Annotated in this window: 25 protein-coding genes and 1 tRNA gene; 15 read left to right on the top strand and 11 right to left on the bottom strand. The window is 52.4% G+C overall.

Annotation, left to right across the window (positions count from 1 at the left end):
• Positions 1-193: 193 nt before the first annotated feature.
• Both glgP and QMG16_RS11120 read left to right on the top strand, forming a co-directional pair.
• Entirely contained in the window at positions 194-2,719 is a 2,526-nt protein-coding gene (gene glgP, locus QMG16_RS11125; RefSeq protein ID WP_281794219.1) for an alpha-glucan family phosphorylase, read from the top strand.
• A gap of 625 nt (positions 2,720-3,344) precedes the next feature.
• Positions 3,345-5,102, top strand: coding sequence for a CehA/McbA family metallohydrolase domain-containing protein (locus tag QMG16_RS11120; RefSeq protein WP_281794218.1), 1,758 nt, complete (start codon positions 3,345-3,347; stop codon positions 5,100-5,102).
• 742 nt (positions 5,103-5,844) lie between these two features.
• On the opposite strand, the gene QMG16_RS11115 is transcribed toward QMG16_RS11120, so the two are convergent.
• Both QMG16_RS11115 and QMG16_RS11110 read right to left on the bottom strand, forming a co-directional pair.
• Positions 5,845-5,921: transfer RNA gene (locus tag QMG16_RS11115), tRNA-Arg, on the bottom strand.
• 118 nt (positions 5,922-6,039) lie between these two features.
• Positions 6,040-6,702, bottom strand: a complete 663-nt coding sequence (locus tag QMG16_RS11110) for a TIGR04211 family SH3 domain-containing protein (RefSeq protein WP_281794216.1) — start codon at positions 6,700-6,702, stop codon at positions 6,040-6,042.
• A gap of 361 nt (positions 6,703-7,063) precedes the next feature.
• Here QMG16_RS11110 and QMG16_RS11105 point away from each other — a divergent pair, with 361 nt between their 5' ends.
• From QMG16_RS11105 to QMG16_RS11095, 3 genes are read left to right on the top strand one after another with little or no spacing between them, the layout of a single operon-like run.
• Positions 7,064-7,906, top strand: coding sequence for a TatD family hydrolase (locus tag QMG16_RS11105; RefSeq protein WP_281794214.1), 843 nt, complete (start codon positions 7,064-7,066; stop codon positions 7,904-7,906).
• The gene (locus tag QMG16_RS11100) at positions 7,903-8,532 is read left to right on the top strand and encodes a Maf family protein (protein WP_281794213.1); all 630 of its coding nucleotides are present in this window, start codon (positions 7,903-7,905) and stop codon (positions 8,530-8,532) included. Before QMG16_RS11105 ends, QMG16_RS11100 begins: the two co-directional genes overlap by 4 nt.
• A gap of 18 nt (positions 8,533-8,550) precedes the next feature.
• The gene (locus tag QMG16_RS11095) at positions 8,551-9,246 is read left to right on the top strand and encodes a YggS family pyridoxal phosphate-dependent enzyme (protein ID WP_281794211.1); all 696 of its coding nucleotides are present in this window, start codon (positions 8,551-8,553) and stop codon (positions 9,244-9,246) included.
• 77 nt (positions 9,247-9,323) lie between these two features.
• Here QMG16_RS11095 and rlmB read toward each other — a convergent pair whose 3' ends face one another.
• The 9 genes from rlmB to QMG16_RS11050 form a co-directional block, all read right to left on the bottom strand.
• Complete coding sequence (gene rlmB / locus QMG16_RS11090; RefSeq protein ID WP_281794209.1) at positions 9,324-10,136, bottom strand: 23S rRNA (guanosine(2251)-2'-O)-methyltransferase RlmB; 813 nt, start codon at positions 10,134-10,136, stop codon at positions 9,324-9,326.
• 104 nt (positions 10,137-10,240) lie between these two features.
• Positions 10,241-10,870: a guanylate kinase gene (gmk, locus tag QMG16_RS11085; protein WP_281794207.1), complete on the bottom strand. Its 630-nt coding sequence runs from the start codon at positions 10,868-10,870 to the stop codon at positions 10,241-10,243.
• 4 nt (positions 10,871-10,874) lie between these two features.
• The gene (locus QMG16_RS11080) at positions 10,875-11,159 is read right to left on the bottom strand and encodes a DUF370 domain-containing protein (protein ID WP_281794206.1); all 285 of its coding nucleotides are present in this window, start codon (positions 11,157-11,159) and stop codon (positions 10,875-10,877) included.
• A 109-nt stretch (positions 11,160-11,268) separates the two neighbouring features.
• The gene (locus QMG16_RS11075) at positions 11,269-12,150 is read right to left on the bottom strand and encodes a YicC/YloC family endoribonuclease (RefSeq protein WP_281794205.1); all 882 of its coding nucleotides are present in this window, start codon (positions 12,148-12,150) and stop codon (positions 11,269-11,271) included.
• Complete coding sequence (locus tag QMG16_RS11070; RefSeq protein WP_281794204.1) at positions 12,147-12,710, bottom strand: DUF4416 family protein; 564 nt, start codon at positions 12,708-12,710, stop codon at positions 12,147-12,149. Before QMG16_RS11070 ends, QMG16_RS11075 begins: the two co-directional genes overlap by 4 nt.
• Positions 12,711-13,005: 295 nt before the next feature.
• Positions 13,006-14,022, bottom strand: coding sequence for a D-glycero-beta-D-manno-heptose-7-phosphate kinase (gene rfaE1 / locus QMG16_RS11065; RefSeq protein WP_281794202.1), 1,017 nt, complete (start codon positions 14,020-14,022; stop codon positions 13,006-13,008).
• Between the two features lie 11 nt (positions 14,023-14,033).
• Complete coding sequence (locus tag QMG16_RS11060; protein ID WP_281794201.1) at positions 14,034-14,207, bottom strand: Trm112 family protein; 174 nt, start codon at positions 14,205-14,207, stop codon at positions 14,034-14,036.
• 105 nt (positions 14,208-14,312) lie between these two features.
• On the bottom strand, positions 14,313-14,807 hold the full coding sequence (locus tag QMG16_RS11055) for a DivIVA domain-containing protein (RefSeq protein WP_281794199.1): 495 nt from the start codon (positions 14,805-14,807) through the stop codon (positions 14,313-14,315).
• 20 nt (positions 14,808-14,827) lie between these two features.
• Entirely contained in the window at positions 14,828-15,130 is a 303-nt protein-coding gene (locus tag QMG16_RS11050) for a YggT family protein (RefSeq protein ID WP_281794198.1), read from the bottom strand.
• 822 nt (positions 15,131-15,952) lie between these two features.
• Between QMG16_RS11050 and rplU the strand changes: the two genes are divergently transcribed.
• From rplU to serA, 10 genes are all read left to right on the top strand, one after another.
• The gene (gene rplU / locus QMG16_RS11045; protein WP_281794197.1) at positions 15,953-16,270 is read left to right on the top strand and encodes a 50S ribosomal protein L21; all 318 of its coding nucleotides are present in this window, start codon (positions 15,953-15,955) and stop codon (positions 16,268-16,270) included.
• A 61-nt stretch (positions 16,271-16,331) separates the two neighbouring features.
• Positions 16,332-16,598, top strand: a complete 267-nt coding sequence (rpmA, locus tag QMG16_RS11040; protein WP_281794196.1) for a 50S ribosomal protein L27 — start codon at positions 16,332-16,334, stop codon at positions 16,596-16,598.
• 461 nt (positions 16,599-17,059) lie between these two features.
• Entirely contained in the window at positions 17,060-18,076 is a 1,017-nt protein-coding gene (obgE, locus tag QMG16_RS11035) for a GTPase ObgE (protein WP_281794194.1), read from the top strand.
• A 102-nt stretch (positions 18,077-18,178) separates the two neighbouring features.
• Positions 18,179-19,366 (top strand): glutamate 5-kinase, encoded by a 1,188-nt coding sequence (gene proB / locus QMG16_RS11030; protein ID WP_281794193.1) that lies wholly within the window; start codon positions 18,179-18,181, stop codon positions 19,364-19,366.
• Positions 19,359-20,609, top strand: coding sequence for a glutamate-5-semialdehyde dehydrogenase (locus QMG16_RS11025; RefSeq protein WP_281794192.1), 1,251 nt, complete (start codon positions 19,359-19,361; stop codon positions 20,607-20,609). Before proB ends, QMG16_RS11025 begins: the two co-directional genes overlap by 8 nt.
• 266 nt (positions 20,610-20,875) lie before the next feature.
• Complete coding sequence (gene nadD / locus QMG16_RS11020) at positions 20,876-21,547, top strand: nicotinate-nucleotide adenylyltransferase (RefSeq protein WP_281794191.1); 672 nt, start codon at positions 20,876-20,878, stop codon at positions 21,545-21,547.
• A gap of 17 nt (positions 21,548-21,564) precedes the next feature.
• Positions 21,565-21,996 carry a ribosome silencing factor gene (gene rsfS, locus QMG16_RS11015; RefSeq protein WP_281794190.1) on the top strand — a complete coding sequence of 144 codons (432 nt, stop codon included), beginning with the start codon at positions 21,565-21,567 and terminating at the stop codon, positions 21,994-21,996.
• A 19-nt stretch (positions 21,997-22,015) separates the two neighbouring features.
• Complete coding sequence (locus tag QMG16_RS11010) at positions 22,016-23,473, top strand: M48 family metallopeptidase (protein WP_281794189.1); 1,458 nt, start codon at positions 22,016-22,018, stop codon at positions 23,471-23,473.
• A gap of 131 nt (positions 23,474-23,604) precedes the next feature.
• Positions 23,605-25,047, top strand: coding sequence for a thioredoxin domain-containing protein (locus QMG16_RS11005; RefSeq protein ID WP_281794188.1), 1,443 nt, complete (start codon positions 23,605-23,607; stop codon positions 25,045-25,047).
• Between the two features lie 196 nt (positions 25,048-25,243).
• Positions 25,244-26,824 carry a phosphoglycerate dehydrogenase gene (gene serA / locus QMG16_RS11000; protein ID WP_281794187.1) on the top strand — a complete coding sequence of 527 codons (1,581 nt, stop codon included), beginning with the start codon at positions 25,244-25,246 and terminating at the stop codon, positions 26,822-26,824.
• The last annotated feature ends 11 nt before the right edge of the window (positions 26,825-26,835 follow it).

Genomic DNA, 26,835 nt, shown 5'->3' with positions numbered 1-26,835 from the left:
AATCCGCCAATTCCCTTAGAAGACGTAGAAATCTTACATTTCGCATCGATGGATCGGCTTGCCATCGGGAAACAGCTATTGCCAAAAATGTGGATTTCAACATCGTTCGACTATAGCATTTTAATGTAGTTTGACAATTTCTACGTGCACCCCCAGTTTTTCCGTTTGACTTCTACGAAAGGATACCCCAGCTATGGAGCGTTTAGATCTTCTGTTTCCCGGAATTCAGGTCGAAGGGATGGAGCCCCTCGCTGAAATCGCTCTGGATCTACATTGGTCGTGGGATCACTCCTTTGATGAGCTATGGAGTGAACTGGAGCCGGAACTCTGGTCTCTGACCCGAAATCCGTGGCTTGTGCTGCTAACAGCATCACGGGCCCGGCTTCAACATTTGGCCAAAGATTCAAATTACCTCCGAAAGATAGAGGCGACATTGGAAGCTAGACGGCAGGATAAAGACCGGTCCCGATGGTTTGAACGGATGTATCCGAACGCTCCCTTGACTTCCATCGCATATTTCAGCATGGAGTTCATGCTGAGTGAGGCCCTGCCTATCTACTCGGGAGGGCTGGGCAATGTAGCGGGAGACCAATTCAAGGCCGCCAGTTGTCTGGGGATCCCGCTGGTCGGCGTCGGGCTGCTTTACCAGCAGGGCTATTTCCGTCAGATGATCGACCGGAACGGAAAGCAGCAGGCACTATATCCCTACAATGATCCGTCGCAATTGCCCATTTTACCTGTTCGGGATAAAGCGGGGGAGTGGGTGCGGATCGAGATTTCCTTGCCGGGTTCCAAGGTGTGGCTGAGGGCATGGCAGGCACGAGTGGGACAGCTCACACTCTACCTGCTCGATACCAACGATCCGGCCAATCCTCCCGTACATCGGGGCATTACCGGAGAACTGTACGGTGGCGGGCCGGAACTGCGGCTCAAACAGGAACTCGTGCTCGGCATCGGTGGCTGGCGGCTTCTTCAAACACTCGGAATTCGACCGGAGGTTTGTCATCTCAATGAAGGACATGCCGCCTTCGCCGTACTCGAGCGCGCCCGGTGTTTCATGGAGGAAAACGATCAGCCGTTCGACATCGCTCTTGCCGCCGTGCGTCCAGGCAACCTTTTCACTACTCATACGCCCGTAGCCGCCGGGTTCGATCTCTTTCCTCCAGCCCTTATGGAACAATACCTCGGTGCTTACGCCCAGCAGCGGCTCGGCATTTCCATTGATAAACTGCTCGCTCTGGGCCGTGCGAATTCGAACGATTCCCTCGAGCCGTTCAACATGGCCTATCTAGCGGTTAGAGGCAGTGGCGCGGTCAACGGAGTGAGCCGCCTCCACGGGCAGGTGAGCCGGCGCATTTTCCAGCCTCTATTTCCTCGCTGGCCGGAAAAGGAGGTACCGATCGGACATGTGACCAACGGTATCCATGTGGCGACCTGGGATTCAGCCATGGCCGACCTTTTGTGGACCAATGCTTGTGGAAAAGAACGCTGGCTCGGTGAGATGGAGACACTGGAAACGGACCTTCGAAGCGTTTCGGATGTTGATCTCTGGCAGATGCGTTCGCAGGCTCGCCAAATCTTTGTGGAAAACGTGCGAAATCGTCTGTCGAGGCAACTGGCCGAGCGGGGGGCAGCGCCCGAAGAAATCGCTCGGGCGCGCCGGATTTTCGACCCGGACATTTTGACCATGGGCTTTGCACGCAGGTTTGTCGCATACAAGCGACCGAACCTGTTGCTCCATGATCCGGCGCGGTTGATTCGCATCCTGACCGACCCACAGCGTCCTGTGCAGCTCGCCATCGCCGGAAAGGCCCATCCGGACGACGCATCGGGGCAGGCCATGATTGAAGACTGGATGAACTTCATTTGCAGGCAGGAAGTGCGTTCGCACGTGATCTTTCTGAGCGATTACGACATGGAACTCACTCAGCAGTTGGTACAGGGGGTGGATCTCTGGCTCAATACACCGCGCCGCCCCTGGGAAGCATGCGGCACAAGCGGTATGAAGGTCCTCGTGAATGGAGGTCTCAACCTCTCCGAACTCGATGGCTGGTGGGCGGAAGCTTACACTCCCGAGGTCGGTTGGGCGCTGGGCGATGGAATGGAGCATGACGATGACCCCGGCTGGGACGCATTTGAAGCGGACCAGTTGTACACCCTGTTGGAACAGGAAGTGATCCCCATGTTCTACATGCGAAACCACGACGGCATACCGGCAGAATGGATTTCGCACATGCGCGAAAGCATGGCGCGGCTCACAGGGCGTTTTTCCGCCAACCGCGTGGTGCGCGAATACACTGAAAAATACTACCTGCCAAGTGCTGCAGCCTATCAATCGCGTGCTTCTGAAAAAGGACGGTTGGGCGCCAGGATTGTAGACTGGCAGCGAACCCTTGAACAGAACTGGCTGCAGGTTCGGTTTGGCACAGTGACTGTCGAGACGGACGAGAAGCAATTCCGTTTTGAGGTTCAGGTTTATCTTGGCGATCTTGACCCGAATGCAGTGTGTGTAGAGATTTACGCCGATGGGAATCAGGACGATCGTCCAGTGCGGCGGGAAATGGAGCGAGGGCGGCAGCTGAGCGGCGCTCACGGCTATGTGTATCATGCTCGGGTGCCTGCCGTGGGTTCAGTCATGGACTACACGGCACGAGTGATCCCAAAGGGGCCGGATGCCGCAATTCCACTCGAAGCCCCCTACATTCTCTGGCAGCACTAGGCGCTGTTGGCATTTCAGATCGAAACGTTCTCGTAGAGGCCGAATCCATAAGGCATTGCACCGGCAAGGACCGCTTCGAGGCAGATCAAGCATCTATTTGAAAATGTTGAACTTTAATCAAATGTCAACAGAACCCAACGACGCCGGGAAAATAGTCCCAAATGGGCGGTGAGAAAATCGGCCGCCATGGCGGTTGAAAATAGACCAGCCTTTCCCCGTCCCCTCAAATTCCTTTTACTTCACTCCTTTTTATTAAAAAATTATCTCAAAATTCGTTCATACCGTCACCCTGGCGGAAGCCAGGGTCCAGCTCTATCGAGAATGCCTGGATTCCGGTTTCCATCGGAATGACGATCAAGGGTATTCGGACCGTTTTGAGATAATTTCTAAGGAAAAACTTGCCCATGATCCCGACGCTAGCTTCATGAGGTTTCGCATCCGTCCCCAGCGCGAACGCCTTTTGATACGCAAACGACACGAATCTGACATTAAATGGCCTTCATTCGCCTGCATACTGGCATCGCTATGAACATTGGAGGTGCGGCACTACCTGATGGATCGTCCGCACGAGATGGGTATCAGTTTTTCCATGGCCGGTTCTAATCACACTAGGGAGGAATGAAAAATGATTGGTAGTCCTTGGTTAAAGAAAGCTACGACGTCCTTCGCGAAGGTTGCTGCCGTAACAGCGGCCTTCTCGCTGCTCTGCGGCGGGCTGAGTCCGGCGTCGGCCAAGCATTGTCCAAAGCCTGCAGAAAGGTGGCTGGCAGGCGATTTTCATCAGCATACGCTTTACACTGACGGCAGCACCAGCTTTGACTTCGTGATGGAGAAAGACAATGAGTTCGGTTTGGACTGGTGGGCCAATTCCGAGCACGGCGGGAGCCGGAACCGGGACGGCGATGGTGTCAAGTGGCTCGATACCACGAAGTACCCGGTCAACCCAATTCTGGGCGATAACGCAGCATCCGGCAACATGTGGCGCTGGCAGAGCCTGAGAGACTTCGTTTTTCCCGACATTTTGGATGCTCGGGCGCTCTATCCTGACAAGAGGATCTTCTCCGGCCTCGAGTGGAATGTTCCTGGCCACGAACATTGCAGCACGGCTATCGTCGCCAAGGATGCCGGCGCGATCAGTGCTTTCGAGTATCAGTTCGACAAGAGCGATACGGACAAGAGCCGCACCGGCGAGGTCACTCCCTACGGGATTCTGGCCAAGCAAAATGGACGAGACCCCGACACACAGGCAACAAAACCTCTTGGCTCGGACCGTCACGCAGACGCTGTTGCAGCTTGTAAATGGATGGAGGAACAATACAAGGCCGGAACGATTGACAATGGCTGGATCATTTTCGCCCATATCGAACGGGCCGGTGTGTTCAAGACCGGTTCAAGCGACGGCGGATATAACATCGAGCATTTTCGCGATTTCAACAACACCGCTCCGGACGTCTGCTTTGGCTTTGAAGGCGCTCCGGGGCATCAGGTCAACGATTTCCGCGGTCTCGGAAATAAGGTCACCTGCGTGGACGGCGTTTGCACCTCCAGTGATTTCGGCGGCACCTACGGTGGCGTTGGCTACTATACGGCCAAGGTGGGCGGTCTGTGGGATGCCCTGCTGGGAGAAGGACGGCACTGGTTCAACTACGCAAATTCCGACTATCACACCCATTGGACGGCAGGCGGTGATGATTTCTATCCCGGCGAATATCAAAAGACCTATGTTCATGTCATTGACAAAAATCGGAACGGCGAGCACGATCCCGACGAGATCGCCGACGGCCTGAGGTCGGGTGATGCTTATTTCGTGCACGGTGACTTGATCGACCACCTCGAATTCAGCGCCCAGAGCCGCATGGAGCTGGCCTCCATGGGCGGCACCCTCCGTATCAAAGACCGGTACCAGTCCAGAGAGCCACTGGTTCTCACCATCAAATTCAAAAGCCCCTCGACCAACAACTGCGTAGCCGACGGCACTTTCGTTACATCTTGTCCGGCCCCCGTGGTGGATCACATCGACCTCATCGCCGGCAAAATCACAGGTAAAGTCGATTCGTCCAGCCCGGACTACACAAAAGCCACCAATGAAACAACCAAGGTCATTGCCACCTTCACAGCTGACGACTGGCGCACCGATCGCCAAGGCTACAACGTGATCAGTTATCGGATCAAGGATCTTGACGACAGCATGTACTTCCGGCTCCGCGGAACAAACGTGCCGGTGAATACTCCCCATGAGACCGATGAGGCCGGCAACCCGCTGCCGGATGCTCTGGTCACATTAGATAAGGATGCTAATGGGGTCCGCAAAATCTCCGCTGCTCAAGAAGCATGGAACGACCTCTGGTTCTACTCCAACCCGATCTTCGTCTACGTGAAATGATGTCGTCTCGAAGCAAGGTTTTCTTCTGAGACACCTGGAGGGGGGACATGTGTCCCCTCTTTTCGTTTTGTTCATAACCTGGAACGATTTCTTGCATGAAGCTCAGGATTCAAATCCTTATTTGTGTTCTTTTCTTATCGGGCTTCGCGGGCTTCCACCTTATTGCGGCCAACGAAGCGTCCGCACTGTACCCAGGCGTCCGGGAAGTGTCGAATCCGATCCTTGCCGAAGAGCAGTCTTAGAACCTATCCAGAAACCACCTGTGGACTTTGCGACACCCCCCTTGGTCCCCCCTTGAGGGGGGACCAAGGGGGGTGTCCGCTGCCGAGGTAGGTTTTTGGATAGGCTCTTAGGTCGCGTTGAGCCCGCGAAACACGACATCATGTCATACCATCTTTCGAGGGGGCAATACTTTTGTTGCGTTTCATTCCATTCAACGCACCCTACATCCCTGTGTCATTGAGTATACGATTCTACACGAAAACCTTCGAAGCTTGGCCTGCCCAGAGCGTAACTTGCCGATTTTAAAGGCAAACAATCAGTGGCTACTTCTGCCGTAGTGTCAAAGTGGAATCTTGTAAAATCAATCACTTACATAGAATTTCCCACTGTCCAGTTACGAGAACGAGCTGTAGAGCGTGATGTACGTTACATCTTTTCAGGGTGATGCACGCAAGGGTTGAAGAGCACAAAAAAGGAACTTAAGATTTCTCATAAGTTCCCGTAGGCATTGTGTTTAAGGTGGTGCCCCCGACAGGATTCGAACCTGTGGCACCAAGATTAGGAATCTTGTGCTCTATCCACCTGAGCTACGGGGGCCTTTTCATGAAATCCATTCAGTCAATAGCATAGGGGGTGAACGGCTGTCAATATAACCTTTCGAGTTTGAAGTTTCATCGAAAAGAGAAAGTAAAATTATATTAAATATCTAATATGTTTAAAAAAAATAGCTGGAACGGCGCTTTTTGCCTTGGCGCCCGGTGATCCATCCGATAAACCAGCCTAAAACGAGCACCAGCCCCCCGGCCCCAAACCATTTGATCTTCTGAGAAAGCTTCAGGTTTTCATTCTCCTGCATGAGTGTTTGAATGTTTTCCTGGGCAGAACTCAGAGTCGATTTGGCCGAATCGTATTCCTGCTTGAGTTTCAGGTAATCTGCAGAACCGTTCTTGAGTGATTCGTAAGAGCCTGTCAGTTTGCCCAACTTTTCACTCAGTTCATTTTGCTTCTGGGTCAACTCGTTTTTCTCACGTTCAAGGTTTGCCAGTTTTTCTTTGAGGGCGGAGTTTTCTGCTTCCAACTCTTTAGTGAGCGTTTCCTCGGGGGGGCGCGACCCGATGGATGAAGTTGGAACCCAGCCATTCTTTGGGTCGCCGGATTCCGGAGTATAGCGCACCATGGTCCATTCGGGTGCTTTTAAAACCTCTACACTGGTGCCGGGCGGAAGGGTGGCGATGGCTTTTTTCTGCTTGTTGGGAGCTGAACGCAGAGGAACGGGTGCGGAATCGGTGATATATGCCCTGGCTGCCCAGCTTGCCTGTGACATGAAAATCATGATAAGAAGCATGATGAAAACAGTAGGTATTCGGCTCTTTTTCATTGCGTATAGTCCCGTCGGGTCGAGAGTCATCGTTATTGGCATTTGAAACATCGCTCAAGCGTAGCTGACTGCGTAAAACAGCGTCGAAAAAAATATCGGGGCAACGGCGGCAGAAGCCATTGTGCACATGAGCCATGGCCAATGTCCGTTATAATGCTGTTGCCCGATTCAATCCTGTTGCTCCCTGGATGGAGACCCATGGAGCGGACCACGGTTTTTAAACTGCGTGGTGCGCAACCAGAAAACTGGTTGAAATGGGAGACATTATAGATGGAGAATAGGGGGCGAGCAAGGCAAAAAGGCAGAAGGCATGGAGCCGGGATTCCGTAGTTGCTTGGAGTGGCTCGTTTTTTAAGGAAAGTTGTCCTCTCTGAAGAACATGCAGAAAGAAGATACGAAATTGGAAAAACTCATCGATACTCACGCACACCTGGATTTTCCAGAATTTTCAACCGACCTCGATGCAGTGCTTGATCGTGCCGCTCAAAAGGGGGTCGAGGAAATCGTAACCATAGGCATCGATCTTTCCACCAGTCGCAAAGCGGTGGAACTGGCGCAGAGTCATCCTCAACTCTATGCCGCCGTGGGGATTCATCCCCATGATGCTTTTGTGCTGGATAAAGATTCCCTGGACAGTCTGCGGAATCTGGCGCGCCAGGATCGTGTGGTGGCTGTGGGAGAAATAGGGCTGGATTACTACCGGGACCGCCAACCCAGAGCACTTCAAAAGGAATGTCTGCACCGGCAGCTGGAAGTGGCCTGCGAAGTGCAACTCCCCGTGGTTTTTCATATCCGGGAAGCCTATGGCGATTTTATGGGGATCATCACGGAGTACGTCTCTTCTCTCAAGGGCGTCGTTCTCCACTGTTTTTCGGGAGATTGGCCCATAGCGAAGCGCTGCCTGGATCTGGGCTTTTACCTCTCCGTTCCGGGCACCGTCACCTTTCCCAAGGCCGGAACGCTTCAAGATGTCGTGCGCCGGGCTCCCCTGGAACGCCTGCTGGTGGAAACCGATGCCCCTTATCTGACGCCCGTGCCTTTCCGTGGAAAGGCCAATGAACCTTCATATGTCTTTTATACGGCACAGAAGGTGGCCGATTTGCGGCGGTGTTCCTTTGCCGAGGTGGCTTTTCAGACCACCTGCAATGCCCACAGAATTTTCGGAATAGAACAGTCTAAAGTTTTGCGAGCTGTGATAAAATGACGACCCTATCCTCAAGGGAAAAAGCCATATTTCGTAACCTTGAACCATTGGTGCTGGCTTCGTCTTCTCCGCGGCGAAGGGAATTGCTCGGTTCCATGGGGCTTAGTTTTGAGGTTGTTCCCAGTGGAACCGAAGAGGCGGGAGGAGAAGGTGAAGCGCCTGAAACACTTGTGGTGCGGTGGGCGGAAGAAAAGGCTCGCGTGGTTTCGAAGATGTACCCGGATCGCTGGATTTTGGCCGCAGATACCATCGTGGTGCTCGAAGGCGTGCTTTTTGGCAAACCCCGGGATGCCGCTGAAGCGGTCTCCATGCTCAGACGGCTTTCCAATAGGACCCACGAGGTGATCAGCGGGGTATGCCTCCTGCATTCTTACCGGCAGATTGTCTACGTTCGTTCCGTGCGGACGTTTGTCCATTTCAAGGAATTGAGCGCCGCCGAAATAAGCGCCTACGTCGATACGGGAGAGCCCATGGACAAGGCTGGAGCCTACGGCATCCAGGGGAGGGGCGCATTTTTGGTGCATTCCATCCAGGGTTCCTACACCAATGTGGTGGGGCTCCCATTATGTGAAACCCTGGAATATCTGATGCAACACCGGGTCATAGCCCCTGCAGTGGTGAAATGACACAAGGATGGAATAACCATGACCGCTATTGCTGAAAATCTGAGCGTCGTTCGAAAAAGAATCGAAGAAGCCTGTCTGCGGTGTGGGCGTAATCCCTCGGATGTGCGGCTTGTGGGAGTGACCAAGACCGTTCCCGTGGAACGCATTCGGGAGGGCGTACTGGCAGGAATAACGATTCTCGGGGAAAACTACATCCAGGAGGCCCGAAAAAAAATCGAACTTCTGTCGGATATGAAGGTTTCCTGGCATTTTATCGGACACTTGCAGTCCAACAAGGCCGCAGTGGCTGCGGAATGCTTTGACTGGGTGGAGACGGTAGACCGGGAAAGCCTGGCCCGCGAACTGAACCGGCAAGTCCAGAAGCGGGGAAAGCGCCTGTCCGTTTTGCTGCAGGTGAACGTGGGGGAAGAAGAGAGCAAAAGCGGTGTTTCACCCGGGGGGCTTCCGGATCTTTTCCGGGCTGTTTCCCAATATGACGGCCTGATTGTTCGGGGACTCATGACTCTGCCTCCCTACTTTGACGATCCCAACGCAGTGCGGCCCTACCTGCGCATGCTTCGGCAACTCCTGGAGCAACTCCGTGAGGCCGCCTCACGGCCTGAAGAATTGACGGAGCTTTCCATGGGGATGAGCAATGATTTCGAGGTCGCCATCGAAGAGGGGTCCACTCTGGTTCGTATCGGTACGGCGCTTTTTGGTTCGCGGTCTACTTGATCCGGTTTCCGTGCCGGGCTTTGGAACAAGGATGCTTCTCTCCGGATTGAGGGAAAGATGGACGGGGTGAGGACCGCCTACTTTCGCTTTGTGAGCCGTTGGCGTTGCACCTCCGCCAGAGCGATGGCGCCGGCGGCTGCGGCATTGAGGGATTGAATGGGGCCGAGAACCGGAATTTGCACCAGGAAGTCACAATGTTTGCGCACCAGGGGGCGCAGCCCCTTCTGTTCGTTTCCCACCACCAGACCCAGAGGGAGTGAGAGGTCCGCTTCGTAGAGGGATTGGTTTCCCGCTACATCCAGGCCCACGATCCAGAGTCCCGATTCTTTCAGGGTTTCCAGAACACGCGTCAGGTTGGTCGCTTGCACGATGGGGATATAGGAGGTCGCGCCTGCAGCCACCTTGATGACTGCGGCGGTGACCCTGGCCGATCGGTCCGAGGGAATAACGACCGCCTTCGCTCCGAGGAAACAAGCGCTCCGCAGCAATGCCCCGAAGTTTTGAGGATCCTGAATGCAGTCCAGAATAATGACCGGTTCACGCTCGCCTGCAGCCCCTTCCAGGATGGATTCCAATGAAGCGTAAGGGTATTCGTTCGCGCGCAGAGCTACTCCCTGATGATGATCGTGCCCCACCTGCGTTGACAGAAATTCCCGGGTTTCATGCCGCAAGGCAATACCCTTTTGCTTTGCCCAATCCATGAGCTCCTGAACTCTCTGGTCCGTTCTGGCAAGAATCATCTCCCGGATCACCATGCGATCCGCCCGGAGTGCTTCTCGAACCGGATTTATCCCCGATATCCATAAATCCTGGGGCGGGTGTTGAGGCCCTTTCCCCGAATGCCGTCTCGAGGCTGTTTCGGTGTGTCTTTCTTTGCGTTGTCCCTGCATGGTAAAAATTCCGTAGTGTGAAAAAATGATTACAAGAATCTGTCAGATGGAAGTTGAAATCTCCATTGCCCTCCCGAAGAGGGAATCCATTTGCCGGACGGAAATTAGAAAGGCGTTTGGGGAATCAGGAAGGTTCTTACTTTTTCCAGTTGAAACATTCTCTTGCAGCGGCAGGAACGCAAGATGGCCTGCAGGTCGGCGATGGCGTCTTCGAGAATATCGTTTACGACAATGTAATCATACCAGTGAGCTTCTTGGATTTCCTTCCGGGCGGCGGTCAATCGTGCGGCCAGTTGTTCAGGGGATTCGGTGTTACGGCCTCGAAGCCTTTCTTCCAGGGCCTTCATGGAAGGTGGAAGGATGAAAATGCTCTGTACGCCTGGATGGGCACAACGCACCTGGCGGGCTCCCTGAACATCAATATCCAGAAGCACATCTTCGCCGTCGATCAGCCACTCTTCGATCTGTTCACCGTCCGTTCCGTAGTATTGGCCGTGTACCTGGGCCCATTCAAGAAACCGGCCCGACTGGATGCCCCTTTCAAATTCTTCATGGCTCAGAAAGTGGTAGTCCTTGCCCGGAGTTTCCCCAGCGCGAGGGGAACGGGTCGTGCAAGAAACGGAAAAACGCAGGCTTGGCCATTGCGCAAGGATGGTCCGGATGATGGTGGTTTTGCCTACGCCCGAAGGGGCTGAAATGACAAAAAGCTGACCTCTCTGATCCTGTGGAAGCATGATTCTATTCTTTTTCCGCCTTGAGAAGGTTGACATCCTTGGGGTTGTTGTCGGTCAACAGCCTTTGAGCGATGGTTTCGGCCTGTACGCCCGAGAGAATGACATGATCGCTGTCGGTGATGATGATGGACCGTGTGCGACGGCCCATGGTGGCGTCTACAAGCTTGTTGGCCAGCTTGGCATCCTCTTTGAGACGCTTCATGGGAGCGGATGCAGGAGAGACAATGGCAACGACTCGATTGGCGAGCACGGTATTCCCAAAACCGATATTCAACAATTTGACTTCCATAAGAACCTCACTTTGGCATGGGTCTCAAGCCATCATATTTCGCAGGTGAACGAAACGTTTTATCCCGGCGTCTGTTTTTCGCCCGACGGAGTGGGCCTGAACGCATTGTTTATTCCACATTTTGGACCTGCTCTTTCAATTTGCCGATTTCGCTCTTCATGCGCACAACCGCCTGAAGGGCCTCCAGGTCACCTGTTTTGCAGCCGATCGTGTTGACTTCACGGTGCAGTTCCTGGGTAAGAAAGTCGAGTTTTCTTCCATCCGCCTCCCTGGATGTGGTCAGGAGCGTCTCCAGTTGGTCGAAATGACTGTTCAATCGGACAATCTCCTCATTGATGTCCGAGCGCTCTGCAGAACAGGCCGCTTCCTGCAAAATGCGGTTTTCATCCACCTGGATATCGCCCAGAAGTTCTTGAATCCTGTCCCTCAGCCTCTGCTGATATTCCTCCAGGATCAGATCCTTCCTGCTGTCGATCACCGCCAATTCCCGGCGCAGTGTCGACAGGCGGTTGAGGCAGTCCTGCAAAAGCGCTTCGCCCTCACGGCATCGCATCTGACGGACTTGTTCGAGGGTTTCTGCAACGGCGTTCATGAGGATCTTTTGAAGAACGTCTCTATCCCCTTCTTCCTTGTGGGATTCGAAAATGTGGGGGATCCTGAGAAGATGTTCCATTTTGGGAGGATCGATTCCGGGAAGTTCCCGATGCAGTTCCTGAAGTTGTGCCCAATAGTAGCGGGCCAGTGGGATATGCAGGCGGGGTGCTTTTTGTTCAATCTGTGTGGTTTCGATTTGCACGAACACTTCAACCCGGCCGCGCCGCGCAACTTGGGCGATCTGCTTGCGCAGAGGCTCTTCAAACTCCAGATAGTTTTTGGGCAGGCGCAAAACGATATCCAGATAACGGCCGTTCAGGCTCCGAATTTCAACTGTAACGGAGTAACCGGATTCTTCCTTTTGGGTCCGTCCAAAAGCGGTCATACTGCAAATCAAGGGTTTTCTCCTTTTGTTATGTACTTTCGAGGCAATCGCCCATTTCGTTGAAAGGCAAGCTTCATTCTCAAGATGCCGAGGAAATGGCGCAATTCCGGATTCTGGTAGTCGGGGTACGTCCAAGGCAGGCTCTGATAAGCCCCACCCTGATAGATAAGAGTCAAATCGGCATAAATCCCGTCTCTCAAATGAATGCGGTGCGTGTAGTTTTTCCCCGTGGCAAGGATCAGCCTTTCCTCACTGAGCAACCCAGGATCCAGATTGATCTGCCGTCTGCCATCGAGAGAATTTTCCTTTTCCAGCGCATTGGTGAAAAACTTGATGTCCGGAAGGCTTTCCAGCGGCGCCAATTGCAGGAAGCTCACCGTCTGGCGATAAATCCCGGCTCCCATTTCCCGGTCATAGTAATGTGTGTAGGAAAAGGGCTCAGGTTCCGTCAAGAAATCCATGGGGCCGAACTCTTCGCACAGACGCTTCAGCACACGTCGCTGCAGGTCGAAATCGCGAAAAAGGATCCCCATCATGAGCTTGGCAGGTGAGGGCTTTCTGGGTTCACTCATGATTATCTCGCAATAGAGCTGAACAGGTCGCCATCCACATCTCCATTTCGTGCAAAGCAGGCATCGATACCGCAAACTGCAGAACCTGCGATTTCCCCATCACGCTTTTGTTCCTCAGACGAAGGCCCTCTTTCATGAGCCATGAGAGCGCTTTTATTGGAGCTGGCGGATTTTAACATCCCGTTATTCACCACGGAGACACGGAGGGCACGGAGAAGATTTTGGAATTCTTATGGGATTCCTCCGTAATCTCTGTGTCTCCGTGGTGAATGGGGATTTCAAGAGCGACTCATCCCTATTCGCTCTGAGCCTTCTCGACCGTTTGGAAAAGTTGGGACGCTGCGACGGCGGTGGTTCCCACCTCACCGACCACGATTCCTGCGGCGAGATTGGCCAGAAGAGCCGCTTCCACCATGGACAAACCCGCGACGATACCAAGAGCCAGAGTTGCAATGACCGTATCGCCCGCACCCGTCACGTCAAAAACGCGTCTCGCCACCGTGGGGATGTGAAATACCTCCCCATCTTGATGAAAAAGGCTCATGCCTTCCTTCCCCCGTGTGATGAGAACCGTTTTGCATTGAAGGCGCTTCAACAGGATTCTTCCCGCCTCAACCAGTGATTTTTCATCGCGTATTTCAATACCGCTCATTCTGGAGGCTTCGTGATGGTTGGGGGTGATCATGGTGAAATGCCGGTAGAGCTCAGTATGCTGCACTTTGGGATCGACAATCACGGGGAAGCGGCATGTGGCGGTAAGAGATCTCAAGGCGTCCATGAATTCCGGGGTCACCACACCTTTGGCATAGTCCGAAACGATGATACCGTCAATATTTTCCAGGTTGCCTGCAATGTGAGAAAGAATGTCTCCGACGGACTCTCTCCGCAGCGGGATCCGGCATTCACGGTCGAAACGGACCACTTGCTGATTCTGAGCAATAATCCGTGTCTTTATGGTAGTCGGTCTGCCCGTTTCGACGACGAGGCCCTCGGTGGGGACATGGATACTCCGCAAAAGCTGCATCAGTTCCTCCCCCGGCCCGTCGTCTCCGATGATTCCCGTTACGAGCACTTGTCCTCCCAAAGAGGCGACATTGTGCACCACATTCGCTGTGCCTCCCAGAAGCCGGCTTTCTTCACACACTTCCACTACCGGCACAGGAGCTTCGGGGGAAATGCGGCGTACCTCCCCCCAAATGAAGAGGTCCAGCATAAGGTCGCCGACTACCAGAATGCGGCGGTGAGGAAATCGTTCTATGGCTTCCAGGAGATGTCGCTTCTGTTCCCGCGAGAGATGAAAATGGTTGTGCATGGAAGAGGGCCTTACTCTTGTAAGGGCTTGGCCTCATCAATCAGCATGATGGGGATACCATCCCGGATTTCGTAGATGAGTTTGCAATTGTTGCAGATCAGACCATCTTGCGTCTCGTTGAGAATGATGGTTCCCTTGCATTTGGGACATGCTAAAATATCCAATAATTCTTTACTGATAGCCATCTTTTTTCCCCATATATTACCTGGAAAACAAACTTCCGGGGGCTTTTCATCGTGCTAGGGTGCCTCCCGGAATGACAATTTATTTGAAAAGAGTCAATGCCGGTTTCAGCGGCTCAACAATGTAACCTTGGCAGGCTGTTCATCCTCTTTCGCATCTTCTTTTTCCAGATCGAGCAGTTGCTGATAGGATTCCAGGACAGAACGCAGTTTGCTCTCCAGCTGAAGCCTGTGCCGTTTCAGCTCGCCGATCTCTTCATGAAGTTGAGTCAAACGCTGATTGGCTCCGCGCAGGATATTTTCCGCATTGAGTTCCGCCTGGGCCACAATCAGTTTGGCTTCTTTCTCTGCATTTTCCTTGATTTGTTCGGCGCTTTTGTGAACGCTCATCAAGACGTTGCGGATGGTCTTTTCACGTTGCTTGTATTCCTTGAGTTCCTCTTCGCGCTCCTGAAGATCTTTTCGCAAAGAGGCGTTATCTCTTTTTTGGATCTGTAATTCTTCCGCCATCTGCTGAGCGAACATCTCGACTTCGTGTGGATCCAGGCCCATCCAGCGCATGCGAAAACGCCGATGCTGTATTTCGACCGCATTCCATCCCATAACCCGTTAATTCCTCCGAACTAACCGCCCATCATCACAGCCAACTGCGCCAGAGTCCTCACCAAAAAACTGTCCAGAAAGATGATCGCCAGAATCACGATCATGGGTGAAAAATCGATCCCCCCGAAGCTTATCGGTATGCGGCGCCGAATAGTTAAAAGAAGGGGTTCCGTCACGCTGTAGAGAAATCGGACAATGGGGTTGTACGGGTCCGGGTTGACCCAGGAGAGAACAGCCCGCGCAATGATGAGCCACATGTAGGCATTGAGAACTATATGGAGAATTGTGGCCAGGGCAGTGAAGAGATTGCTTATTATGAACATGATTCACCTGTTTTTGATGGAAAAAGCAGACCGATGAAAAAACATTTTCACTCTTTGCAGTGCTGAAACTACTGTTTTTCTCTCAGACTGTCAACTTCGTAGCTGTTCATCACCATTTGCATGTCCGCAGACTACGCACATGTCGCAGAAAGCGGGAGAACGTCTATTTTTCTGAACTTCCCTCAGAACCTTTTGTAAGTTTGATTTCGCCCTTCGATACCTCAGGGCGACCGGTCGTCCGAGATCACGGGTTCGTTACTGGTTTTCCGTTCATGGTGAGGTATCGGATTATGAACGAAAACACTTTATCCTCTGCGTTCATACCCTTCTGGTGAGTAATTATCTATTAGCAATTCTCATTTTGGATGGTCCTCATGGTGCTGTCACTTCCAACATCCCCCTCGATCCCCCTTCAAAGGGACTTTATCCTAAAAACCCCCATTTAAGGGGGCATGGGGGGTGTTCACTTTTCAAAATGAGAATTGCTGAGTTATCTATAAAAAGGCCTTGACACGATCTCTTGCTGTCAACTATATAAAAGTGTTCCAATATTTTTTGAGGAGGTGTCAGCATGCTCAAAAGCCCGTGTATAACTTGTGACCGTGCGAATGAAGATAAGAATAAGTGCTTGGAAGAATGCGAGAAGTTGCGAGAATACCAGGAACTGATCCTAAAGCAAGGCATTTATGCAACGATGTGACAACAGGGTGGTTCCGCCATCCCCTTTGGGCGGCCTCATGGCCGCTTTTTTTGTCGAGATGATGGTAGGTACTGCCGGAAAACCGGAGCAGTGGTAAAGAGAGAAGGTCGGAGGATTTTCCTATGTATGCAATTTTTAAATCGGGTGGCAGGCAGTACGAAGCCAGGCCCGGGGCGGTCGTGAAGCTTGAAAAACTCCCCGGTGAAGTGGGCGAGAATTTAACGTTGGACCAGGTGCTTTTGTTCTCTGATGGCGAACAGGTCCAGGTGGGACAGCCCCTCGTGCAGGATGTGGCCATCCGGGCTCGTATTGTGGAACAGGGGCGCCATCGCAAGATCATTGTCTTCAAGTCCAAAAGACGTAAAGATTATCAGAAGAAACAGGGGCATCGCCAGTATTATACGGCGGTGCGCATCGATGGAATCGAAAAGCAGGCATAAGAGAGGCCGTTTTTCAACGGAACGGTTTCCGCTTTCAGGCGGATAACGGAAGGAACAGACCATGGCACATAAGAAGGCGGGCGGAAGTTCCCGAAATGGCCGCGATAGCGCCGGTCAGCGGCGTGGCGTCAAACGCTTTGGGGGTGAATTGGTTCGGGCCGGAAATATTCTGGTGCGACAGGTGGGAACGCAGTTTCACCCTGGGAAAAATGTCGGGATGGGCAGAGACTATACCATTTTTGCTTTGATCGATGGTATGGTGGCTTTTGAATACAAGGACAAAACACGCCAGAAGATCAGCGTTTATCCTATTCCCACGCAAGAATAAGTTTTTCCCCTTCCCAGAATTCCGGGGAAAGCCCGGCGCAGATCAGCTTGCCTGGCCAGGTGAGCTTGGTCTTGCGGCGCTTTCCTTTGGGCCGCATCTTTCTTTCACTCGAAAATAGGGTGGCAGAAGGTTGCGGCCCATGCCTACTTTTTCCCCATGCTGAAAGGCAGTGGTTTGAAATCATCCCATCGACCGCACTGTCCAACGGTTCCAAGGTGGAATGCTGCAGGTTTGTTGCAGCTTTTCAGTGAGGAGTCGGATGGGTCTTTTTCACCTCATTTCCCGATCATGTTCAGGGCTTGCATGATCGACGGAATCGTTCCGTGGGCTGCGCATGCCTTACGCCGTTCGTTTTTTCCCGAAGGAAGATAAACTACGGCCCGGGTTCTTCTGTCGGCCGTTATTCCCCATGAGGGGAGCTCACAACTGAAATTCATTTTTATTTTGAAATATGGTGGCTTATGAAATTTGTGGATGAAGTCAAAGTCCGGGTCAGAGCAGGAAATGGCGGGCATGGTTGCGTGAGTTTTCGGCGCGAAAAATATGTGCCCAAAGGGGGCCCGGATGGCGGAGACGGGGGGAAAGGCGGCGATGTTATTCTGGAAGCTACTGAAAAGAAACATACCCTCCTGGATTTTCGTTATCGGCATCTCTTTCATGCGACGTCCGGAAAACACGGATCCGGTCAGAACCGGCACGGCAGAAGTGGTGAGGATCTGATACTGGAAGTGCCTCTGGGTACCGTCGTCAAGGATGCGGAAACGAAGGAGACCCTGATAGACCTCACTGAACCCGGACAACGCTGGCTCGCTGCGAAGGGCGGGTTGGGAGGGCGGGGCAATGCCCGGTTTGTCTCCTCCACTCGGCAGGTGCCGCGGTTTGCCCAGGACGGTCAGGAAGGTGAGGAGCGGGAATTTGTCCTGGAACTGAAGCTCATTGCTGATGTAGGACTGGTGGGCCTTCCCAACGCAGGAAAGTCTACCTTGATTACAGCCATTTCAGCGGCACGCCCCAAAATTGCCGACTATCCTTTCACCACCCTTGTTCCCAATCTGGGCGTCGTTCAATATGGAGATGCTCCGCCATTTGTGGTGGCGGATATTCCCGGCTTGATCGAAGGGGCGCACCAAGGGGCCGGCTTGGGCATTCGGTTTCTGCGCCACATCGAGCGGACACGCATCCTGGTCCATCTAGTCGATGTTTCACAACTCCCCCAGGACGACCCGCTGCATCCCTATCGGCAGGTGGATAATGAATTGAAAAATTATTCGGACGTGATTCAAGACAAGAAGAAGATCATTGTCCTCAACAAGATCGATATGATTCCCTCCTCCGGGAAACTCTGTGCGATCACCGAAGCATATGGCAAACTGGGCTATCCGGTTTTACTTGTTTCCGCTCTTCGCAAGGAGGGAGTCAAGGAACTGGTGCGCCTTTTGGCTCAAATGCTCCATGAAACCGAAGAGGAGTCGGGTTGATTCCAGGGGACTCTGCGTTACGTGCCAGGACGGTTGTCTGCAGATTTTGAAGATGATTTTTCCGTATGCTTTCTCAAGAAAAGGAGAGGGAGGAGTTTAGAGGTGACGTTAGATCTTACGGACCGGAAGTCGTTTTTCAGCCGTTGTCGTCGGTTGGTCATCAAAGTGGGAAGTGCCGTTTTGACGGGTCCGCGTGGATTGAACCGGGTCATGATTCACCGTCTCAGTGATCAGATTGCGGAACTGAGGGAACGCAACGGGGATTGCCAGATTGTCATTGTTACGTCGGGTGCTGTCGCTTCCGGAGTGCGGAAGATCGGTTTGTCCGAACGCCCTCGTACCATTCCTCATAAGCAGGCAACGGCTGCGGTCGGCCAGGGGGTCTTGATGGAGTCCTGGGAGGCCGCATTTGACAAATACGAACTGCTCGTGGCTCAGTTGCTGCTTACCAGTGAGGACCTGGCGCATCGTCATCGGTATCTCAATGCGCGCAATACCCTGGAAACCCTCCTGGATTGGGGAATATTGCCCATCATCAATGAAAATGATACGGTGGTCGTTGAAGAGATCAAGTTTGGAGACAACGACCAGCTTTCCGCCATGATTGCCGGCCTCATCGGAGCGGATCTCGTGATCAATTTGACGGATACGCAGGGGTTGTATGACTGTGATCCCCGAACACATGCTTCGGCACGCCTCATCCCGGTAGTAAATCGAGTGGATGCGAAGCTGCTGGCATGCGCCACTCCGCAGCCCGGCGCTGTGGGAACGGGGGGCATGTTGAGCAAGGTCAATGCGGCTAGGAAGTGCCTCGCTTCGGGGATTCCCATGATCATTGCTCCAGGAAAAGAGCGTGATATACTCCTGAGGCTTTTTGAAGGGGAAGAACTCGGGACGCTCTTCCTGCCGCGCAAAAGACTCTATCACGGCAAGAAGCTGTGGCTGGCCAATCTGCCCAAGCCGGCAGGAGATCTTATCCTGGATGATGGAGCGGTATTGGCTCTTCAAAAAAGGGGGAAATCCCTTCTCCCCATAGGAATTCGCGAAATCCGCGGCACATTCGGTGTAGGGACACCCGTTCGCTGCCTGGATCAGGCGGGGAACGTCATCGGAATAGGCTTGTGCAACTACAGATCCACTGAAATCGACCAGATCAAAGGGCGGCACACGGAAGAGATCGAAGGGATCATCGGCTATAAGCATTCAGACGAGGTGATCCACCGGAATAATTTTGTCCTGTCCGGTGAAGACATCGAAGAAGAGAGGGCTGAGGGAGGAACCGATGCGTGAAGAAATCCTCATGATGGGTAAGCGGGCGCGCGAGGCGGCTCGTCATATGGCAAATGTGAACAGTGGCGTCAAGCGGCAGGCGCTGGAACTCATGGCGGTTGCGCTGGAAAGAGAAAGTCAGGCGATCGGATCTGCCAACGAGAAAGATATACAGGCGGCTCTGGAAAAGGGACTTTCCAAGCCCAAAGTGGACCGGCTCCGTTTGACCGACAAAGTTGTCGGAGAGATGGTGAGCGGCTTGCGTGAAGTGGCCATGTTGCCTGATCCCGTCGGAGAAATCACCCGCATGTGGACCCGCCCCAACGGACTGCGTGTGGGCAAAATGCGAATTCCTCTGGGAGTGATTGGAATCATTTATGAATCCAGACCCAACGTGACTGTGGATGCGGCGGCCCTCTGCATCAAGGCCGGCAATGCCGTTTTTCTTCGGGGTGGCTCTGAAGCCTTTCACTCCAATCGATGTCTGACAAACATTTTGCAGGGGGCTTTGAAGGATGCGGGGCTTCCCGAAACAGTGGTCCAGCTTGTGGGAACAACGGACAGGGACGCCGTCCTCGATATGCTCAAACTGGAGGAACAGATCGATGTCATGATTCCGCGCGGGGGGGAAGAATTGATCCGCTTCGTGACGGAGCATGCCCGTATGCCCGTGCTCAAGCACTATAAAGGGGTCTGTCACCTTTATGTGGATTCTCAAGCGGACCTGTTCATGGCCGAAGAGATCGCCTTGAACGCCAAGGTTCAGCGCCCCAGCGCGTGCAATGCCCTGGAAACCCTTTTGGTTCACCAGGAAGTTGCCGACAAGTTCCTGCCCCGAATGGCAGCCGCTTTTCGGAAGGCCGGGGTGGAGCTGCGCGGCTGTGAGCGGACCCGGATGTATGTCCCTGATTGCGTTCCCGCTACGGAGGAAGATTGGTATGCGGAATACCTGGATCTCATCCTGGCTGTGCGTGTGGTGAACGGAATGGATGAAGCCGTTCGGCACATATCCACTTATGGGTCTGACCATACGGAAGCCATCATTACCGAGAATTTTCATAGGGCCCATCGTTTCCTTCAGGAGGTGCAGTCTTCTCTGGTCCTTGTCAATGCTTCCACCCGGTTCAATGACGGCTTTCAATTGGGATTGGGGGCCGAAATCGGTATTTCCACGTCCAAATTGCACGCCTTCGGTCCCATGGGCATCGAAGAACTGACCACCACAAAATTCATCGCACTGGGCAATGGTCAGGTGAGGAGCTGATTTCAGATCGTCTTTAATCCTCATGCACGAAACGGTTTCAGCGAAAAATGAAAAAGCGCAAAGGGAATGCAAGGCGACATGGAAAACGGAAAACCCTCTTGAAATGCGATGTTGTCATGAGCCAAGAGCTATGAACCATGGGCTTTTTTTTCATATAGGCGTGTTGTGGGATGCTCCGTGTGTGGGGGGCCGGATCAGCCGTTTTACCTCCTTTGCATTTCGGTTTATGTGGCGATGACTCCTGGGGGGAGGAGAGTTTTAGGGAGATGCCTGAGCGGGTGGGAATAATGGGAGGCACTTTCGATCCCGTACACATTGGACATCTCAGGGCGGCGGAGGAAACGGTTGAGGCGCTGAACCTCGATGCTCTTTTTTTTATGCCCGCAGCAGATCCTCCCCATAAAACGGGAAAGAAAATTCAGCCGTTCAAACACCGCTGGCGTATGCTTCAGCTCTCTTTGGAAGGACACCCGCGCTTTCATATTTCGGATCTTGAACGGCGGTTGCCCGGAAAATCTTACTCGGTGATCACTCTTCGCAAGCTGCGTGAAGAGGTGCTGCCGGGTGCCGAGCTTTTTTTCCTCGTGGGGCTGGATGCCTTTCTGGAATTGGATACCTGGTGGCATTATAAGGAGTTGTTCCAACTGGCTCATATTGTAGCTCTGCGAAGGCCCGGGTACAGCGGAACCGAAATAGCCGGCTTTTTGAAACGAAAAATTTCCGACCTTTACACTCTGAATGCTGAAACCGCTCAGTTTGATCATCCTCAGCTCTATCCCGTGCATTACCTTCATAACACTCACCTGGAAATTTCTTCGACTCGAATACGGCATTTGGTCAAAGAAGGAAGATCCATTCGGTATCTGGTTCTTCCGGAGGTCATGAGTTATATTATGACGAAAAAGCTTTATCATCTTGAAAGTCTGATCATTTCATAGGAGAGGAAACGAAAAATATGCTGGAGATGGAGAACGAAGTGAGAGCGTGCCTGGAAGGGGAGAAACAGAAAAGCCTGAAAAAAGTGAATAGCGTGACTTCCATGGAGAAGGCTCTCTTGTGTGCTCGGGTAGGAGCAGAATTCAAAGCTTTGGATCTGGTATTACTGGATGTCTCGAGGTTTACTTCTTTTGCGGATTTTTTCGTGATCTGCAGTGGAAAATCCAGCCGCCAGGTACAAGGCATCGCGGATAATGTGGAAAAGAGCCTTCGGGATCACGGGATCAAACCTCTTGGGGTTGAAGGACGCATCGAGGGGCAGTGGATTTTGATGGACTATGGGGATGTGATCATTCATATCTTTTATGAGCCCATTCGCCATTTTTATGATCTGGAAAGCCTCTGGTCGGAGGCCAAAAGGGTGCAGTGGGAAGAAAAGATAGAGTCCTGAAAGGGATGAAGGATGTTTTATGAGTTTTCTCCTGTACTTCTCCGAAAGATGGCATCGGGGGGCCGCACTGCTGATTCTGACTTTCTTTTGTGCTGCCATGGGGGTGACCGCTCCTAAAACCGCCTGGGCGCTCAGCTTGAGTGAAGAGAAGGAGCTGGGGGAAAAGATTCTGCAGCAAATCAGGGAGAAACTGCCCCTCATCGAAGACGGTGAGATCCTCACCTATGTGCAATCCGTGGGAAATCGTGTGAGCAAACAGGTGGGAACAACGTCTTATCAGCATAATTTTTTTGTGGTCGATCAACCTGTCCCCAATGCCTTCGCTGTTCCGGGCGGGAACATTTTCATTTACCGTGGACTCATCGAAATGATGAGCTCGGAGGGGGAGTTGGCAAGTATTCTGGCTCACGAATTGGCTCACATTCAGGCGCGTCACATCCATCGGCGCCTGGAGGAGAGCAAGATTCTCAATGTGGCCACCATTGCGGGTTTGGTGGCGGGCATTTTGCTCGGAGGATCGAGTCCTGAAGTTTCCCGGGCTGTGGTGATGGGGAGCATGGCCGGAGCCAAGAGTTTTGAGCTGAAATACAGCAGGGAAAACGAAGAGGAAGCGGACCAGCTTGGGTTCAGGTATCTTTGTGCCGCTGGATATCCTCCGGACGATATGGCGAATATCATGCAGAAGATGGCTCAGGGAAACTGGAGCACGAGTTCCAAAATTCCCTCTTATCTCTCCACGCACCCAGCCCTGGGGGAACGCGTCCAGTACTTGCGCGATCTTGCTTCGCAGCAGCGGAAAAAGACGGGAAGCAAAGTCTCTTCATCGGGAAATCAAGGGGATTTTCCCATCATGCAAGCGGCTCTCATTGCCGAGTATGGTGACCCCCGAGTCGCACTCGACCGTTTTGAAGGTGACGCGCAAAAGGGCAAAACGGTTGCCTTGTACGGACTGGGAAGGTTCTACTTGAGGCAGGGGAAGGTGAAGGAGGCGATACCTTTGCTGCAGCAGGCTGCGCGTCAGGATTCGGCAAGCCCCTTTATTCTGAGTACGCTCGGTTCGGCCTATATCGAAGAAGGGCGGCTCATGGAGGCGCGTAGAGTGCTGGAGACGGCGCTTTTGCTGGAACCTTCCGCATCCATCGTGCACTTTCGGCTGGCGATGGTTCTCCAGGAAATGGGGCAAAAAGACGCAGCACTGGAACATTTACAGCAAATCAAGGACCTCTCACCCATGTTTCCGGAAATCGATTACAATCTCGGGGTGCTTTACGGGCAACTGAATCGGCTGGGTCTCGCTCACTATCACCTTGGGCGCTATTACCAGCAGAAACAGGATTGGGAACTTGCCTTTTTTCATTATGAAAAAGCCAGAGTGCTGCTCAAGGAATCTCCTGACAAACTGCAGGAACTCGACAAGACACTGAAGGAAGTCGAAAAGAAGAAAAAGAAGGCCCATTGGGAAAGTTACCGAAAATGAGCTCAAAACAAAGTATTGAAGAGAAAAATGACCTTAAAACCTCGGATTTCGCCCATTCTCCCCTGTATTGTCTCTTTTATCTTATGAACTGTATTTTTGATCAAGCCTGAAAGTCGAGGATCATCTCAACCATGTTGGAAGAAAAGCTGAGATATAGGGTAATATTGTTTCTTGCTCTGACCGGACTCCTGGTTTCGCTGTTGTCGCTGCTGGCGGAGTTTTTTCCCTGGCTGCAATCCTTCTGCGCCGGTTTTTCCAATGGCTGCAGGGAGACGGAAAAGATCACCCTGCTTCGACTTCCTTTGTGGGGATGGGGGGTGGCCTATTATCTCCTGCTGACGGTATCAGCATGGCGCTTCAAGGGCTGGCTTTTGTGGTGGATTCCCGCAGGAGCAGGAGTGGAAGTCACGCTCCTCTGGTTCATGTATGCCATGAAAGCTCCGTGTGTATTTTGTCTCGGCAATTTTATGGTGATCTTGCTCCTTCTTCTTTTTTCCGTTCCAGGGTTGCGCTTTTGGTCAGCCGCTTCAATGCTCCAATTCCTTTTCATCGCTTCGTTTTTTGTTATGTCTCACGAAAATCAAGGGGTACTGTCAGAGGATGTGAAGGCTGGGGTTCAATCGGATGTTGTGGCCAAAATAGGGGATGAAATCATTACGCGTCAAAGATTGGAAGCTCCCCTGTATGCCAGGATTTCTCCTTATGAGCGGGAGGTCTATCGGCTGAAACGGGAGCGACTGGATGGGCTGATCAGGGAAATGCTCCTGGAAAAGGAATCCAAAGAACGGGGAATTTCCACGGAAAAATATATCGATGAGGTTGTCCTGAAGAAAGGAACCCAGGTGAGTGAAGAGGAAACGGACCGGTACCTTCGAGAAAATCAGGAGCGTTTGAAGAATTGGAGAGGGTCGCAAGATGAGCTTAGAGAGAGGGTAAGGGCATATCTCGAGCAAGAGAAAAAATTGCAGGAGATCAACCAATATGTAAAGGCATTGGAGCCCAAGTATGGAGTGACTGTTTTTCTTGGGGAACCCAAGCCTCCCCTCACGCAGGTGCAAGTGGAGGGCAGTCCGGTGCTGGGTCCTGAAGATGCACCGGTGACGGTTGTTGAATTTTCTGATTATCAATGCCCCGCCTGCCGCCATAGTCACGGCGTGGTTCGCCGGATTCGAGAGGCTTATGCCGGCAAACTTCGCTGGTTTTTCAAGGACTTGCCGTTGAAGATGCATAAGGACGCTAAGAAGGCGGCCGAAGCGGCCCGCTGTGCTGCAGAGCAGAATAAGTTCTGGGAGTACCAGGATGTTCTTTATTCTACCCAGGAGGGTCTTTCACAAGAGCAGTTGAAAAACTACGCTCAGGATATGAGATTGGATACCGGCCGTTTCAATCAGTGTCTGGAGAGCGGAAAATTCGGGGCGGCGATAGAAAAGGAAGTTCAGGAAGCCAGGACAGTGGGAATAGACAGCACACCAACTTTCGTCATTAATGGGAAGATGGCCGCAGGAGGCCCAACCTTTGAGCAGTTCAAAGAAATCATCGAAGAAGAGCTGAAGCAGTCGGAAGGAAAATCATAATACTGCCCCTGCCCTTACCCCAAAAATTCTCGGTGCATTCCTTTCTATGAGTTTATTTCTTGACGATTCATTCATTGTGGTGTTAGCGTAACCGTTCGGATGAGTCAAAAACAATATGAAAAATAGATATTTATATAAAAATCAAATAGTTTTATTTTTTGGCCTGGTCGAAATTCATGTGTTTCAGGAGGGGTAGATGAAAGTTTTGGTCAGTGATAATCTGGCAGATTCCGGTATTGAAAAGCTGATGAGTGTTCCCGAGTTCGAGGTGGAAGTGAACACCAGTCTCACCAAGGAAGAGTTTCAGCAGATCATTAAGGAATACGATGCTCTCGTCATCCGAAGCGCCACAAAGGTGACGGCAGATGTGATCGAAGCTGCCGATAATTTGAAGGTGATTGCCAGAGCCGGAATCGGTTTGGACAATGTGGACATCGAAGCTGCCAGCAAGCGGGGCATCGTGGTCATGAACACTCCTGAAGGAAATGTGATCACCACTGCTGAGCATACCATTGCCATGATGCTTTCCCTCAGCCGGAATATCCCCCAGGCGACACAGTCTCTCAAAGTTGGAAAATGGGAGAAAAAACGCTTCAGAGGCAAGGAGGTCTTCAACAAGGTGTTGGGGATCATCGGTGTGGGGCGCATCGGCCGCGTTGTTGCGGATCGCGCCAAGGGACTCAAGATGCATGTGATCGCCTACGACCCCTATATCAGTACGGAAGTGATCGATAAGATGGGTATCGAAGGGGTCGCCCTGGATGAACTCTTTGCCCGGTCCGACTATATCACCGTGCATACTCCCATGACTCAGGAGACCCGAAACATTCTCAATGCTGAGGCTTTTGCCAAAATGAAGAAGGGGGTTTTCATTCTCAATTGCGCGCGAGGCGGAATTGTAAACGAAGACGATCTTCTCAAGGCCATCGAGTCGGGCATTGTAGCTGGAGCGGCCATGGATGTTTTTGTGGTGGAGCCGCCCAAGGACCACCCCCTTCTCGCCTTGGATCAGGTCATCGCTACACCGCATCTCGGGGCATCCACGGATGAAGCCCAGGAAAATGTCGCCACGGCGGTTGCCGATCAGGTGATCGATTACCTCCTGCGCGGAACCATCCGCAATGCGGTCAATGCTCCCAATATTGACGGTGCCGTGCTGGCCCGGCTGAGACCCTATTTGACACTGGCGGAAAAACTTGGAAGTCTCCTGGCTCAAATCACGCGAGGGGCCATCCAGGAAATTGCCATCGAATATGTCGGTGAAGTCACCAAAGAAGATACCCAGCCGCTGACCATTTCGATTCTCAAGGGTCTGTTGACGCCCATCCTGGGGGATATGGTCAATTTTGTGAATGTTCCCGTTATGGTAAAAGAAAGGAACATCAAGGTTACGGAATCCATGCGGACCGAGGCTGAAGACTTTACGACTCTGATCAATGTCTCCATCAAGACGTCTGAAGAGCGGAACCTTGTGGCAGGAACCATTTTCGGCAAAAAGGATCCGCGCATTGTGCGTATCAATGATTTCCGCATGGAATCGGCTATGGAAGGAAATCTGTTGCTCATCTATAACATTGATACGCCGGGCACCATTGGAGCCATTGGAACATGCCTGGGGCGCAATAAGATCAACATTTCCATGATGGATGTAGGACAGGTTTTAGAGCGGGGGCAGAATATCATTTTCCTCCAGACAGACTCGGTTGTTCCCAAAGAGGTTGTACAAGAGTTGCTTGCTATGGAAAACGTCAATGTAGTCCAGACGGTGAAGCTCTGATGGTGTAATGG

Source organism: Desulforhabdus amnigena, assembly GCF_027925305.1.
In the GTDB taxonomy this organism is placed as follows: Bacteria; Desulfobacterota; Syntrophobacteria; order Syntrophobacterales; family Syntrophobacteraceae; genus Desulforhabdus; species Desulforhabdus amnigena.
Note: the sequence above shows the minus strand (reverse complement) of the source record. Positions and strands in the feature narration are given on the sequence as shown.

Bases quoted from the DNA above. Each gene is read 5' to 3' on its own strand.
- rpmA (WP_281794196.1), top strand. From the start codon at position 16,332: ATGGCACATAAGAAGGCGGGCGGAAGTTCCCGAAATGGCCGCGATAGC.
- QMG16_RS11120 (WP_281794218.1), top strand. From the start codon at position 3,345: ATGATTGGTAGTCCTTGGTTAAAGAAAGCTACGACGTCCTTCGCGAAG.
- QMG16_RS11080 (WP_281794206.1), bottom strand. From the start codon at position 11,159: ATGGAAGTCAAATTGTTGAATATCGGTTTTGGGAATACCGTGCTCGCC.
- QMG16_RS11110 (WP_281794216.1), bottom strand. From the start codon at position 6,702: ATGAAAAAGAGCCGAATACCTACTGTTTTCATCATGCTTCTTATCATG.
- nadD (WP_281794191.1), top strand. From the start codon at position 20,876: ATGCCTGAGCGGGTGGGAATAATGGGAGGCACTTTCGATCCCGTACAC.
- serA (WP_281794187.1), top strand. From the start codon at position 25,244: ATGAAAGTTTTGGTCAGTGATAATCTGGCAGATTCCGGTATTGAAAAG.
- glgP (WP_281794219.1), top strand. From the start codon at position 194: ATGGAGCGTTTAGATCTTCTGTTTCCCGGAATTCAGGTCGAAGGGATG.
- QMG16_RS11055 (WP_281794199.1), bottom strand. From the start codon at position 14,807: ATGGGATGGAATGCGGTCGAAATACAGCATCGGCGTTTTCGCATGCGC.
- QMG16_RS11005 (WP_281794188.1), top strand. From the start codon at position 23,605: ATGTTGGAAGAAAAGCTGAGATATAGGGTAATATTGTTTCTTGCTCTG.
- QMG16_RS11025 (WP_281794192.1), top strand. From the start codon at position 19,359: ATGCGTGAAGAAATCCTCATGATGGGTAAGCGGGCGCGCGAGGCGGCT.
- QMG16_RS11060 (WP_281794201.1), bottom strand. From the start codon at position 14,207: ATGGCTATCAGTAAAGAATTATTGGATATTTTAGCATGTCCCAAATGC.
- QMG16_RS11095 (WP_281794211.1), top strand. From the start codon at position 8,551: ATGACCGCTATTGCTGAAAATCTGAGCGTCGTTCGAAAAAGAATCGAA.
- QMG16_RS11010 (WP_281794189.1), top strand. From the start codon at position 22,016: ATGAGTTTTCTCCTGTACTTCTCCGAAAGATGGCATCGGGGGGCCGCA.
- QMG16_RS11050 (WP_281794198.1), bottom strand. From the start codon at position 15,130: ATGTTCATAATAAGCAATCTCTTCACTGCCCTGGCCACAATTCTCCAT.
- rfaE1 (WP_281794202.1), bottom strand. From the start codon at position 14,022: ATGCACAACCATTTTCATCTCTCGCGGGAACAGAAGCGACATCTCCTG.
- rlmB (WP_281794209.1), bottom strand. From the start codon at position 10,136: ATGCAGGGACAACGCAAAGAAAGACACACCGAAACAGCCTCGAGACGG.
- QMG16_RS11100 (WP_281794213.1), top strand. From the start codon at position 7,903: ATGACGACCCTATCCTCAAGGGAAAAAGCCATATTTCGTAACCTTGAA.
- gmk (WP_281794207.1), bottom strand. From the start codon at position 10,870: ATGCTTCCACAGGATCAGAGAGGTCAGCTTTTTGTCATTTCAGCCCCT.
- obgE (WP_281794194.1), top strand. From the start codon at position 17,060: ATGAAATTTGTGGATGAAGTCAAAGTCCGGGTCAGAGCAGGAAATGGC.
- rplU (WP_281794197.1), top strand. From the start codon at position 15,953: ATGTATGCAATTTTTAAATCGGGTGGCAGGCAGTACGAAGCCAGGCCC.
- QMG16_RS11070 (WP_281794204.1), bottom strand. From the start codon at position 12,710: ATGAGTGAACCCAGAAAGCCCTCACCTGCCAAGCTCATGATGGGGATC.
- rsfS (WP_281794190.1), top strand. From the start codon at position 21,565: ATGCTGGAGATGGAGAACGAAGTGAGAGCGTGCCTGGAAGGGGAGAAA.